Here is a 12,809-nt window from a genome sequence, read left to right as displayed (position 1 = left end):
AAAGGGCACGGGTTTTTCATTGTACGGTTCCGATGACCTATGAATTTGCGATCTTCGATTTCGACGGCACGCTCGCGGACACCGCGGCGAGCTTCATGCTTGCCTGCAACAGTGCCGCACGGCGCTACGGCTTCCGTGAGCTTTCCGTCGAGGAGTTCCAGTCGCTGCGGACGATGGGCAATCGCGAGATCATCGCGCATCTCGGCGTGCCCCTGTGGAAGCTGCCGCAGATCGCCATGTTCATGCGCCGGGCCATGGCGGCCGAGGCCGCAACCGTGCGGCTGTTTCCGGGCGCCGCCGAATTGCTCAGCCGGTTGAGGGCCGCCGGTATCGGCATCGCCATCGTCAGCTCGAACGCGGAAGACGGGATTCGCGCTGCACTCGGAGAAGCGGCGGCGTCCGTGGACATTCTCGAGTGCGGTGCCGCTCTCTTCGGCAAGGAACAGCATTTCAAGAAGGCGGTCCGATATTCCGGGCTGGACCCGACCCGGTTCCTGGCGATCGGCGACGAAGCACGCGACATCGAAGCGGCCCGCAAGGCGGGCATTGCCGCGGGAGCGGTGGCCTGGGGTTATGCCGATCCGGTCTTCCTGCGAAAGCTCGGACCGGATCGGTTTTTCACCCGCATGGAGGACATTGCGCCGGCTTTCGGCGTGGTCTGATCGCGCTTTCTCAGGCCTTCGCGAGATCGCGCTGGGCGTCGCCGAAGAGGCGAAGCGAGTGCAGGCGCGCCTCCATGTCGAAGATCGGTAGGGAGATGATCAGTTCATCGGCCTTCGTCTGATCGAGGAAGGTCGCGATTTTCCGGCGGATCGTCTCGGGCCCGCCGACGACCGCATACATCATCGAATGGTCCACGAAGATCTTTTCGTCATAGCTCCAGAGCCCGTCCATCGATTGAACCGGCGGCGGGAAGCGTCCGCGCGCATTGCGCCGCAGCGTTACGAAGGATTGCTGCATCGAGGTGAAGAGATAGTTCGCCTCCTCGTCCGTATCGGCGGCGACACCCATGACGCCGACCATGACATGCGGTCTGTCGAGCGTCGCGGACGGCGTGAAGCGTTCGCGATAGATCTCCAGCGCCGAGAGCAGCATGTCCGGCGCGAAATGCGAAGCGAAGGCGAAGGGAAGGCCGAGCATGCCGGCAAGATGAGCGCTGAAATGGCTCGAGCCCAACAGCCAGATCGGCACATTGGTGTCGGCGCCCGGAACGGCGATGATCTTCTGATCCTCGGCGACGGGGCCGAGCAGGGCCTGCAGTTCCACGACATCGTTCGGGAAATTGTTGCCGCTTGCCTCCATGTTGCGCCGGAGCGCCTGGGCCGTGCGCATGTCGGTTCCCGGCGCGCGGCCGAGGCCGAGATCGATGCGACCCGGATAGAGCGCGGCGAGCGTGCCGAACTGTTCGGCGATCACCAGCGGCGAATGGTTCGGCAGCATGATGCCGCCGGAGCCGACGCGGATCGTCTTCGTGGCTGCGGCCACGTGCGAGATCACGATGGAGGTCGCGGCGCTGGCGATGCCCTTCATGCCGTGGTGTTCCGCCAGCCAGAAGCGTTTGTAGCCGTTCTCCTCGGCGGCCTGCGCCAGGCGGCGGGAATTTTCGAGCGATTGGGCGACGCTGCCGCCTTCGGTGATCGGGGAGAGATCGAGGACGGAGAAAGTCGCCATGGCAAAGGCCTTTATTGAGGGAAATTGATGAAAGGCTATGTAAGCTCAATTTTCCTCAATCCAAGGGCGACGACCAAGAATTCCTGAAGCCCTGTTTCAACTGTGCGTATGTTTTTGTTTTGTTCACTTTTTGCTGGCAGCGTCCAGGCTGGCGTCATAGGGTGAATTTCATGCAGAATATGATTCGCATCATCGGCATCGATCCGGGCCTCCGCCGCACCGGCTGGGGCATCATCGAGACGCTCGGCAACTCGCTGCGTTTCGTTGCCTCCGGCACGGTCACCTCCGATGGCGAGATGGATCTTGCTTCGCGGCTTTGCCAGTTGCACGACGGCCTTGCCGAAGTGGTGCACAGCTACCAGCCGCACGAAGCGGCGGTCGAGCAGACCTTCGTCAACAAGGACGCGACGGCGACGCTGAAGCTTGGCCAGGCGCGCGGCATTGCGATGCTGGTGCCGGCGCGCGCGGGCTTGAGGGTCGCCGAATATGCGCCGAACGCGGTCAAGAAGGCCGTGATCGGCGTCGGCCATGGCGAGAAGCAGCAGATCCACATGATGATCAAGGTTCTGATGCCGAAGGTCGAGTTCAAGGGCAACGATGCGGCGGACGCATTGGCGATCGCCATCTGTCATGCCCACAATCGGCAATCGGTGACGAGCCGGCTCGCCGCATTGATGGCGTAGTTGCAGCAGATCTGAAATGCTACATCGACCTTAGCGCGTCTTGAGGCGCGCGGCGCTGTAGAGAAGATATTTTCCGATGGTCTGAGCGACCATCCCCCACCGCGAGAGACGCCATATGATCGGCAAATTGAAGGGTACCATCGACGAGATCGGCGAGGATCACGTCGTGCTCGACGTGCATGGCGTCGGCTATGTCGCCTTTTGTTCGGCGCGCACCTTGTCCAAGCTCGGTTCGGCTGGCGAGGGGGCGATGCTCTTCATCGAGACCTATGTGCGCGAGGACCAGTTGAAGCTCTTCGGCTTCCTGACGGCGCTCGAGCGGGAATGGTTTCGCCTGCTGCAAAGCGTGCAGGGCGTTGGTTCGAAGGTTGCGCTCGCGGTGCTCTCGACCCTGACGCCGGGCGAACTCGCCAATGCCATCGCGCTGCAGGACAAGACCTCGGTCTCCCGCGCGCCGGGTGTCGGCCCCAAGGTGGCGGTACGCATCGTCACCGAACTCAAGAACAAGGCACCGTCCTTTGCCGGCGAAATGGCGTCGTCGATCGGCCTCAAGCAGGAGCTTGGCGAAGGCGTCGCCTCCGCGCCGGTGTCGGATGCGGTTTCGGCGCTGACCAATCTCGGGTATTCGCGCGACCAGGCGGCCAATGCGGTTGCCGCCGCGCTGAAGAATGGCGGTGAGGGGGGAGACAGTGCCAAGCTCATTCGCCTCGGCCTCAAGGAACTGGCGCGATGAGCGCTTGCCTTGGCGGGGCGCAGAAGGCAGAACGGAAGGGGCCGGACGCAGGTGGGTACCTGCGCCATGACGACCGACCAATTGGAACGAATGCATGACTGATGCGGCACGTCTGATAACGCCGGAAAAGCGCGGCGAGGATCTCGACGCGACCATGCGCCCGCAGTCGCTGGACGAGTTTACCGGCCAGGCGGAAGCGCGCGCCAACCTGAAGATCTTCATCGAAGCGGCCAAGAACCGCGGCGAGGCGCTGGACCACGTACTGTTCGTCGGCCCGCCCGGCCTCGGCAAGACGACGCTTGCGCAGATCATGGCCAAGGAGCTCGGCGTCAATTTCCGCTCGACCTCCGGCCCGGTCATAGCCAAGGCCGGCGATCTCGCCGCACTGCTCACCAATCTCGAAGAGCGCGACGTGCTCTTCATCGACGAAATCCACCGGCTCAATCCGGCGGTCGAAGAAATCCTCTATCCGGCGATGGAGGATTTCCAGCTCGACCTCATCATCGGCGAAGGCCCGGCCGCACGTTCGGTGAAGATCGATCTCTCGAAGTTCACGCTGGTGGCAGCAACCACCCGCCTCGGCTTGCTGACGACACCGCTTCGTGACCGTTTCGGCATCCCGGTGCGGCTCAACTTCTACACCGTCGAAGAACTGGAATCGATCGTCCGGCGCGGCGCCCGGCTGATGGGGCTCGGCATGACCGACGATGGCGCGCGCGAGATCGCCCGTCGCGCCCGCGGCACGCCGCGCATCGCCGGGCGGCTGCTGCGCCGGGTGCGCGATTTCGCTGAAGTGGCGCGCGCCGAGGCCGTTACCAAGGAGATCGCCGACGAAGCACTGACACGGCTGCTCGTCGATAATATGGGGCTCGACCAGCTCGACCGGCGCTATCTTTTCATGATCGCGCAGAATTTCGCTGGCGGACCCGTCGGCATCGAAACCATCGCCGCCGGTCTCTCCGAACCGCGTGACGCGATCGAAGACATCATCGAGCCCTATCTGATCCAGCAAGGTTTCATACAGCGGACGCCGCGCGGCCGTATCTTGACCGCAAATGCCTGGAAACATATCGGCCTCAATCCACCGAAAGAGGTCGAGGCGACACAATTTCGGCTGACACTCGAGGACGAATAGATGATTACCCGCCGCGGATTGTTGAAAATGATCGGCGGCGGGATTGCCAGCATGGCGGCGCTTAGCGGTTACGCCTTCGCCGTCGAGCCATTGGCCCGGCTGAATGTAACTCGTTACTCGCTGACGCCGCCCGGCTGGACACCCGGCCTGAAGCTGCGTGTCGTCGCGCTCGCCGATATCCATGCCTGCGAACCCTGGATGCCGGCAAGCCGCATCGCCTCGATCTGCCGCCAGGCCAATGATCTCGGCGGCGACGTAACCGTGCTTCTCGGTGATTACGCGGCCGGTATGAATTTCGTTACCCGCTATGTCCACTCCAGCGAGTGGGCTAAGTCGCTTGCGACGCTTACGGCGCCGCTCGGCGTCCATGCCGTCATGGGCAATCACGACTGGTGGGAGGACAAGACCGCGCAGAGAAACGGAAGCGGTCCGACCTTCGGACACAAGGCGCTGCAGGATGTCGGCATCAACGTCTACAGCAACCGGGCAGTCCGGCTGGAGAAAGAAGGGCAGGGCTTCTGGATCGCCGGTCTCGAAGACCAGCTCGCCCTGGTGCCGGGCAAGAAGTGGCAGCGGCAGCGCATGAAAGGTCTCGACGATCTCGAGGGCACGCTGGCGCAGGTGAGCGATGGCGATCCGGTCATTCTGCTGGCACACGAGCCGGACATCTTCCCGAGCGTTCCCTCACGCGTCGCGTTGACATTGTCGGGCCATACCCATGGCGGCCAGGTGCGGCTTCTCGGCTACGCGCCCGTGGTGCCCTCGCGCTTCGGCGATCGCTACGCCTATGGCCATATGGTCGAGAACGATTGCAACCTGATCGTTTCCGGAGGTCTCGGCTGTTCGCTTGCGCCGGTTCGTTTCGGCGTGCCGCCGGAAATCGTCGTCATCGACCTTGGTTAGCTGGTCCGAGGTCCGGAGGCTTTACGCGGGCCTGATGTCCTCGAGCAGACCCCTGATCGAGGTCGCCAGCCGCTCCGATCCGCCAGGCTGCCAGCCGAGCTGGCGCAATTTTTCAGTCGCCATAACCAGATAGCCATCCGCCGAAACGGTCTCCGGCAATGGGTGCGGGCATCCGGTCAGTGCCTGCACCAGCGAGAGAATTTTCCTGACGTCGAGCAGCAGGTCCGAAACGTTGAAGACCTCACCCCGCACCGCGGCGCTATCCGCTTCGAGCATCAGGCGCACCGCGGCACCCACGTCATCGCCATGGATCTCGGTGCCGATCCGCGGCTGGATCGGTTTTCCTTCAAGATAGCTCGCAAACAGGTCGGCCCACTTGTGCCGTCGGCCAGGACCAGCGGCACCGTATACGCCGGTGACCCGCAGGCTTGCCGGGATGAAGTCCTCTGTTGCAAGCATCCGCAAGTGATCTTCGACCGCGACCTTCGCCTGGCCATAAAGCGTGTCCGGGTCTGGCGGCGACGTCTCGTCGAGACGGCCAGCGCGGCGACTGCCGTAGACGGCGCGGCTCGACAGAAACACGCAGCGCTTGACGCCGGCCGCCTGTGCCGTCTCGAACAGGCGGACCGAGCCGTCGATATTCGCACGGCAGAAGCCTTGCGGATCGTCGCCTTCACCGCCGCGATACCTGCCCTCGACATGTTCGAATGCAGCATGGACGAAGGCGGCAACGCCTTCGAATACGGCGGCTTGGTCGAGATCCGGATCGAGAAACAACGGCACGAAGCGAAGATCGGCGGTGAAATAGCCGGGGTCGGGCGGATGGCGGCCGCCGACGATCACCTCGTATCCGTTCCGCAACAAATGCTCGACGATGAAGCGGCCGACGAAACCGGTGCCGCCGGAGACCAAGACCCGTGTCATCGGCGTACCGGATTGGGGAGAGAAGCGATCTCCGGAATGTCGTCCCCGGTCAGGAAGGCAAACCAGAGGTCGATCAGCGGCCGCAAGGCCTCGGCACGCGGATGGTCCTTTTCCCAGGGCTTTTCATACTGGTAGTGCAGGACGCCGATCGAGCGCCAGTCCCAGAGGTCGGGCATGTTGAACCAGACATATTGCAGCATGTTCATCGTCACCGGCAGGCCGTGCCAATCCGGGAAGAAAGTCTGCAGGAAGGTCTGGTCGGTGCGCGGCCAGAAGGCCTCGGGTGCGTCGAGACGAGCGAGCATCCGTCCGAATGTCGCGAGCGAAGGCTCGGCGACGAAGACGCCGGAGTTCAGCCGGTGAAAGTCGGCGAGGCTTCCGTAGACGTTCGGCGCGGCGGAGAACTCCGGATAGGAAAACAGCCGGTCGATGTTCCTGAGCACGATCGCGTCGGCGTCGATGAAGACGCAGCGGCGGTACTCGACGAGTTGCCAGAGCCTGAGCTTGCAGAAATTGTCGAGCGGCGAGTGAAAGGCGGGTTTGCGGCCCTTGGTGAAGGGCGCCGTCTCATGCACGTTCCGGCGCTGGTGGCGCTCGTTGAAGGCGTCGGAGAGCGGCAGGAGGTCGGCCTCGACGAGGCGGCAGCCGAACTCGGCCAGCGGCGCCAGCGCGTCGAGCGAGACGCCGCCGGTATGCAGCACCACAATATCGGCCTCGGTGCCGGAGAGGCGCAGCGAGCGCGCCAAAGCGCGGGCCCCGAGCGCATAGTCGGCATTGGTGACCAGCGTCACGAAGGCATGGCCGGCAGAAGGAGGCGAGGAGGGGCGGAGCCCCTCCGAAGGGTCGGTGGATGTCATGAAACGGATTTCAGCCGCTTGCCCTCTGGGTCGTGGTTGATGAGCGGCGCGATGTCCTTGGTCCAGGCGGAGACGGCGGGTACACGCGTGCGGTCGACACGATAAGCGAATTTCTTCGCGACATCGACGATTTCCGAAAGCAGCCCGTCCTGCAGCCGCGTCGGGTTGAGGCCGAGCGCCAGGAACTTCTCATTGTGCACGACGAGTTCGTTCTCGGCCGCTTCCTTGCGCGGGTTGGGCAGCCAGGCGATCTCAGCCCCTGACATAGCGGCGATCATCTCGGCGAGGTCGCGCACCCGGTGGGTCTCGGTCATCTGATTGAAGATCTCGACGCGGCTGCCCCGGGCCGGCGGGTTCTTCAGCGCCAGCTCGATGCAGCGGACCGAATCCTGAATGTGGATGAAGGCGCGCGTCTGGCCGCCGGTGCCGTGCACCGTCAGGGGATAGCCGATCGCCGCCTGGATCAGAAAGCGATTCAAGACGGTGCCATAGTCGCCGTCATAATCGAAGCGGTTGATGAGCTGCGGGTGACGGCTCGTCTGCTCGGTATGGGTGCCCCAGACGATACCCTGGTGCAGGTCGGTGATCCTGAGGCCGTCGTTCTTTGCGTAGAACTGGAACAGCAACTGATCCAGGCACTTGGTCATGTGATAGATCGAGCCGGGATTGGAGGGATAGAGGATCTCCTGGCTGACGGTCTCGCCGCCCATCGTCTCGATGCCGACCGGCAGGTATCCCTCGGGGATCGCCGCGCCGACGGTCGAATAGCCGTAGACGCCCATGGTGCCGAGATGCACCAGATGCGCATCGAGCTCGAGCTCGACCAACGCATTCAAGAGATTGTGCGTGGCGTTGACGTTGTTGTTGACCGTGTAGTTCTTGTGGCGGTCGCTCCTCATGGAATAGGGCGCGGCGCGCTGTTCGGCGAAATGCACGATCGCATCCGGGCGCTGTTCGGCGAGCCAGTTCTTGAGCAGTTCGTAGTCGCGGGCGAGGTCAATCAGATTGAAATGGATGCGGCGGCCGGTTTCGGCGTGCCAGATACGGGTGCGCTCCTGGATCGAGTCCATCGGTGTCAGCGATTGCACGCCGAGCTCCGTATCGATCCAGCGGCGGGAAAGATTGTCGAGGATGTGGACATCGTGGCCGGCATCGGACAGGTGAAGGGCCGTGGGCCAGCCGACGAAACCGTCGCCGCCGAGAATCGCAATCTTCATGCACGCTCTCCTGATCGAGAAGGAAGTCCGTCACGTGATAGGATAGGATTGTGACAACGCTGCAATGCTTGCAAATGGCTTTTTGTTCCTGCACAGGAAACGGGAAATTCTTTCGGAGAAAAGCATGTCCCTGATTTCGCTCGCAGGCGAACTGACCGAACATGGCCATCGGCTGATCCAGCGCGTCTACTACGAAGACACAGATTTTTCCGGCGTCGTCTATCATGCCCGCTACCTGCACTTCATGGAGCGCGCCCGCACCGACTTCCTGCGGCTGCTCGGCGTCGAACAGGCGACGCTCGCGATCGAAGGCGACAGCGAAGGCCTGGTCTTCGTCGTGCATCGCATGGAGATCGACTTCAAGCTGCCTGCCCGCATGGACGACATCCTGACGATTACAACGGTCACGGAGAAGGCCGGTGGCGCCAAGATGGTGCTGCAGCAGGAGATCCGCCGTGGTGAGCAACTGCTGATCGCCGCCAAGGTGATCATCGCCGTCATCAACGGTCAGGGTCGGCCGCGGCGTTTGCCGGAAGCGCTGGCGTACAAGTTCCAACATGCGAAGGAAAGCGTGGGATAACCGGGGCTGCGCCGGGCAGAAGCGGCATAGAGCATCCAGTTTTCAAGTGGAATCACTGAAAGCGGAGAAGATGCTCTCGAATCAAGTGCTGGAGCGTCCTTTGTGCGTTCTAGTCGGTCGCCTTCGCCCCGACCTTGTTCAGGATCTTCTTGGTCAGGGATTGGCGGATGCCGGCAAGATCCTTCCAGGGATCTTCGCCGCTTTCGATCCGGTCGAGAATATCGGCGATGCGGAAACTGTTGGCGGCCTTGAGGCCGGAAAGCTCATCCCAGCTGACCGGCGTGGCGACCGGCCCGCCGGCGCGCGCCCGGGTCGAGTAGGGCGCGATCGCGGTGGCGGCGCGTTCGTTTCTCAGCCAGTCGATGAAGATGCGTCCCTTGCGTTTGGCTTTCGACATGGTGGCGATGAACTTGTCCGGATCGCGTTCGGCGAAACCTTGGGCAAAGGTCTTGGCGAAGGCCTTGGCTTCCGGCCAGGCGGCGCGCGCCGTCAGCGGCACGATGACATGCACGCCCTTGCCGCCGGTAACCATGGGCATCGATTTCAGCCCGATCTCGTCAAGGGCGTCGCGCAGAGCGACGGCGGCCGCCTTCACGGTGTCGAAGTCGACGCTCGGGTCGGGATCGAGGTCGAAGACCAGCCGGTCGGGTGTCTCGAGCTTGTCGAAGCGCGATCCCCAGATGTGGAACTCCAGAGTGCCCATCTGTACCGCGGCGACTAGGCCCTTGGCATCGCGCACATACATGTAGTTTTCGGTCTCGCCGGAACTCTCCTCGACGGGGACTTCCTTGATCTCGTCGGGAAAGCCGTCGCTGGCATGCCTCTGGTAGAAGCACTGCCCCTTGCCGCCCTGCGGGCAGCGCACGAGCGACAAGAGATGCTCGGCCGCGTAGGGCAGCATCCGATCGGCGACGACCGCATAGTAGCGGGAGAGATCCAGTTTGCTGATGCCCTGGCCCTCGAACAGGATGCGGTCTGGGTGGGTGATCCGCACGCCAAGGACGGTTTCGTCCGCTGCGGTCGATCCCCCCTTTGCGTTCGTTGCCTTCGAGGATTCCGCCTGGGACTTGCCTGAGGACTTCGTTGCGGGTTTCGGCGTTTCGAGTGTCACGGCCTTTGCCTCCTTGTCATCCCGCAGCCCCTCAAAGGCGCCGTGGCGGATATGTCCTTCATCGGTAAATTCGGTGAAATCGATCTCTGCGACCATGTCCGGCCTGATCCAGATCGCGTCCCTTGCGATCTCGCGCGGGACGCTCGCGAAGGGACTGGTCGCGCGACGGCGTTTGGCGAAAGCGGCCGAGAGCGTCTCCATGCGTTCCTCGTCGAAACCGGTTCCGACGCGTCCGCGATAGATGAGTTCGCCCTTGTCGTAGGTGCCGACGAGAAGGGAGGCAAAGGCGCGTCCTTTCTTCGTCGACGGCGAGTAGCCGCCAATGACGAATTCCTGGCGCCTTGTGCATTTGATCTTGAGCCAGCTTCGGGTTCGCTGATTGCTGTAGGGTGCCTCCGCCTGTTTGGCGATGATGCCCTCTTGGCCGGCCTTGCAGATGGTCGAGAAGACTTCCGGTCCGTTGCCGCGCACGTGTTCGCTGTATTGAATGGTGCTGGATGGCGGCAGGGATCTGAGCAGCCGCTTCAGTGTCTCCTTCCGCTCGATCAGCGGCAGGCGGCGCAGGTCGCGGCCGTCGAGGTGAAGCAGGTCGAAGGCATAGAAGCGTGTCTCGCCGCCGCCTTTCAGGGCCTTCTGCAGGGCGGAGAACGATGACCCCTCCTTGGACACGGCAACGGCCTCGCCGTCGATAAGCGCAGACGTGCAGTCGAGTTCCGCCAATGCCTTGGAGATTTTTTGGAATTTCTCGGTCCAGTCGAGTCCGGTGCGCGTGTGGCAGATGGCCTTGCCGCCGCCGATGGCTACCACCAGGCGATAACCATCGAACTTGACCTCGTTCAGCCAGGCGTCATCCTCTGGCGCCTCCGAAACCAGCGTTGCCAGTTGTGGCTTCTGAAAAGCAGGTGGCTTGCCCTTGACCGATCTCTTCGGCGGTGTGTCGACCGCGCCCACCCTCAGATTCGCGGCTGTACTTTTGTCGGATGCCCAGACGTGCTTCCTGCGTTCGCCCTTGCCGGCGGCGATCTCATCCATGGTCCGGCCGGTGGTGACGCTCGTCTGATGGTCCTCCAGGAGAGTTTCACCATCGTCGGAGGCGGCGTCATCCCCCTCCTTGATGAGCAGCCAGTTCTCGCGCTTCTCGCCGGAGCGCGGCCGCATGCGGACCAGTGCCCAGCCGCCATGCAGGCGCTGGCCATGAAGTTGAAACGTCAGCTTGCCTTCGCGCAATGCCTTCTCGGGATCGTTTTCCGGTTCCCACCAGCCGGTGTCCCACAACATGACGGTGCCGCCGCCATATTGCTTCTCTGGGATCGTTCCCTCGAAATCGCCATAGGCAAGCGGGTGGTCTTCGGTTCGAACGGCGAGACGCTTGTCCTCCGGGTTGAGGCTAGGCCCGCGGGTCACGGCCCAGCTTTTCAGAACGCCGTCCCATTCCAGTCGGAAATCGTAATGAAGGCGTGTGGCGTCATGCTTCTGCACCAGGAAGCGCCTTTGGTTCGAGCGACTGCGACCGATCTTGCCCTTTGGTTCGCGGGTCTCGCGGAAATCGCGGCGTCTGTTGTATTCGGCCAGGGGATCGTGGTTGGTGGCCATGCTTCACCTCACGCGGATTTGCGCTGGCGAGACGGCGCCGGTTTGGACTTTGCCGGCTTCTTCCCGTCACCTGCTTCAAGGCTCTGCTTCAGCGCCGACATCAGATCGACGACATTGTCGCCGCGGCGTTCGGGACGCTCGTCCTCATCGACGGAAACGCGGTTCGACTTCCCCTTCATCTTGCGCTTGACGAGTTCGGTGAGTGCCGCGGTGTAATTGTCCTTGAATGCGGCGGCGTCGAAGGGCGCGGTTTTGCGATCGATGAGCGCCGTTGCGACGTCCAACAGGTCTTTTTCCGCTTTCTTGCCGGAGATGTCGGAAAACATCGGCTCCGCCTTTCTCAATTCATCGGCATATCTCAGCGTCTCGAGCAGCAGGCCATCGCCGCAGGGCCGGACCGCAACCAGGTATTCGCGGCCGCGCAACGTCAACTGGCCAAGCCCGATCTTCGACGCGGCTCTCAGAGCATCGCGAACCACACGGTAGGCGTCTTCGGCGAGATCGTCGGCAGGCACGACGTAGTAGGGCTTGTCGAAGTAGATCGGCGAGATGTCGCAGGCGCCGACGAACTGCACGAGTTCGAGGGTCTTTTTCGTCTCGAGCTTGATGGAGTCCACTTCCTCCGGCTCGAGCAGCACGTATTTGCCGGGCTCGTACTCGTATCCCTTGACGATATCGTTCGTGTCGACCGGACCAACGCCTTCGACGACCTTTGCGTGGTGCACCGGCTTGCCGGAGGGCTCGTGGATCTGGCGGAAAGCCACCTTTGCGCTGGCGCGGGTGGCGCTGAAGAGCTCGATGGGAATCGACACCAGTGAGAGCCGAAGCTGCCCCTTCCATAGGGCGCGCGCCGCCATCACCGGCCTCCACGCAGGCGCCGAATGCTCGGCGTATCTTCGACTATGGCCGATCGCGACCTGTCCTGGGCCAAAGCCCGCTCGATATGGGCGATGTCCTCGCCGGTGACGACCGGGATCGGGTCGGAAATGATCGCCTGCAGGACATCAGTCGACAGCACGCCATGGGCGAGAGCGTCCTCCAATGCGGCCCGCGTCTCCCGCTCGGCCTTGAGCTCGGCATAAAGGGCAAGGATCAACCGGTCCCGCGGATCAAAATGCGGCGAGGAAGATCGTTTGTCGCGCTGTCGTGTCGTCTGCTGGCCCATGCCGAAGAAACGTGCCCGGCCAAGGTAAGTTCCGGCCGGCAGGTGATACTGCAAAGACACAGTACGGTAACGGTTGTTTAACCATAATGGTGTCTTAATCACTGCATCAGGATTTGTGCAGTGCACGTCATCCTTTGACCAAAATTGACGGCAAGAAGGCAACCTAAAGCTAATTAAGGTCGCGATGGTGCGATCCACGGCGGTGCCGGGCATTCTTGCAAACAGGACGTTTGGGCT

Annotated in this window: 13 protein-coding genes; 6 read left to right on the top strand and 7 right to left on the bottom strand. The window is 62.6% G+C overall.

Translation table 11 applies throughout. The features are described from left to right. The first annotated feature begins 32 nt into the window (after window positions 1-32). Window positions 33-662 carry an HAD hydrolase-like protein gene (locus AC0C6X_RS15770; RefSeq protein ID WP_472953941.1) on the top strand — a complete coding sequence of 210 codons (630 nt, stop codon included), beginning with the start codon at window positions 33-35 and terminating at the stop codon, window positions 660-662. Between the two features lie 10 nt (window positions 663-672). On the opposite strand, the gene AC0C6X_RS15765 is transcribed toward AC0C6X_RS15770, so the two are convergent. Beyond that, entirely contained in the window at window positions 673-1,671 is a 999-nt protein-coding gene (locus AC0C6X_RS15765) for an LLM class flavin-dependent oxidoreductase (RefSeq protein ID WP_472953938.1), read from the bottom strand. A 170-nt stretch (window positions 1,672-1,841) separates the two neighbouring features. Between AC0C6X_RS15765 and ruvC the strand changes: the two genes are divergently transcribed. The 4 genes from ruvC (at window position 1,842) to AC0C6X_RS15745 (ending at window position 5,125) form a co-directional block, all read left to right on the top strand. Then, window positions 1,842-2,354 (top strand): crossover junction endodeoxyribonuclease RuvC, encoded by a 513-nt coding sequence (gene ruvC, locus AC0C6X_RS15760; RefSeq protein ID WP_173520441.1) that lies wholly within the window; start codon window positions 1,842-1,844, stop codon window positions 2,352-2,354. A gap of 115 nt (window positions 2,355-2,469) precedes the next feature. Beyond that, a complete protein-coding gene (gene ruvA, locus AC0C6X_RS15755) occupies window positions 2,470-3,087 on the top strand; it encodes a Holliday junction branch migration protein RuvA (RefSeq protein ID WP_472953936.1) in 618 nt (205 codons plus the stop codon). A 94-nt stretch (window positions 3,088-3,181) separates the two neighbouring features. Then, on the top strand, window positions 3,182-4,222 hold the full coding sequence (gene ruvB / locus AC0C6X_RS15750; protein ID WP_173520443.1) for a Holliday junction branch migration DNA helicase RuvB: 1,041 nt from the start codon (window positions 3,182-3,184) through the stop codon (window positions 4,220-4,222). Continuing rightward, entirely contained in the window at window positions 4,223-5,125 is a 903-nt protein-coding gene (locus AC0C6X_RS15745; protein WP_173520444.1) for a metallophosphoesterase, read from the top strand. A 21-nt stretch (window positions 5,126-5,146) separates the two neighbouring features. On the opposite strand, the gene AC0C6X_RS15740 is transcribed toward AC0C6X_RS15745, so the two are convergent. The 3 genes from AC0C6X_RS15740 to AC0C6X_RS15730 are packed head-to-tail and all read right to left on the bottom strand — an operon-like array spanning window position 5,147 to window position 8,123. Continuing rightward, window positions 5,147-6,049, bottom strand: a complete 903-nt coding sequence (locus AC0C6X_RS15740; protein WP_472953932.1) for an NAD-dependent epimerase/dehydratase family protein — start codon at window positions 6,047-6,049, stop codon at window positions 5,147-5,149. Next, complete coding sequence (locus tag AC0C6X_RS15735) at window positions 6,046-6,906, bottom strand: glycosyltransferase (RefSeq protein ID WP_173520446.1); 861 nt, start codon at window positions 6,904-6,906, stop codon at window positions 6,046-6,048. Before AC0C6X_RS15735 ends, AC0C6X_RS15740 begins: the two co-directional genes overlap by 4 nt. After that, on the bottom strand, window positions 6,903-8,123 hold the full coding sequence (locus tag AC0C6X_RS15730) for an NAD-dependent epimerase/dehydratase family protein (RefSeq protein ID WP_472953929.1): 1,221 nt from the start codon (window positions 8,121-8,123) through the stop codon (window positions 6,903-6,905). Before AC0C6X_RS15730 ends, AC0C6X_RS15735 begins: the two co-directional genes overlap by 4 nt. A 124-nt stretch (window positions 8,124-8,247) precedes the next feature. Between AC0C6X_RS15730 and ybgC the strand changes: the two genes are divergently transcribed. After that, window positions 8,248-8,703 carry a tol-pal system-associated acyl-CoA thioesterase gene (ybgC, locus tag AC0C6X_RS15725; protein WP_173520448.1) on the top strand — a complete coding sequence of 152 codons (456 nt, stop codon included), beginning with the start codon at window positions 8,248-8,250 and terminating at the stop codon, window positions 8,701-8,703. Between the two features lie 109 nt (window positions 8,704-8,812). On the opposite strand, the gene ligD is transcribed toward ybgC, so the two are convergent. From ligD to AC0C6X_RS15710, 3 genes are read right to left on the bottom strand one after another with little or no spacing between them, the layout of a single operon-like run. Continuing rightward, window positions 8,813-11,407: a DNA ligase D gene (ligD, locus tag AC0C6X_RS15720; RefSeq protein ID WP_472953928.1), complete on the bottom strand. Its 2,595-nt coding sequence runs from the start codon at window positions 11,405-11,407 to the stop codon at window positions 8,813-8,815. A gap of 8 nt (window positions 11,408-11,415) precedes the next feature. Then, window positions 11,416-12,264, bottom strand: a complete 849-nt coding sequence (gene ku, locus AC0C6X_RS15715) for a non-homologous end joining protein Ku (RefSeq protein ID WP_173520450.1) — start codon at window positions 12,262-12,264, stop codon at window positions 11,416-11,418. Beyond that, window positions 12,264-12,770 carry a hypothetical protein gene (locus tag AC0C6X_RS15710; protein WP_432704710.1) on the bottom strand — a complete coding sequence of 169 codons (507 nt, stop codon included), beginning with the start codon at window positions 12,768-12,770 and terminating at the stop codon, window positions 12,264-12,266. Before AC0C6X_RS15710 ends, ku begins: the two co-directional genes overlap by 1 nt. Window positions 12,771-12,809 lie beyond the last annotated feature (39 nt).

It is taken from the genome of Ensifer sp. VA4 (assembly GCF_055710065.1).
The sequence above is the reverse complement of the archived record's forward strand: the minus strand, read 5'-3'. Positions and strand labels throughout refer to the sequence as shown.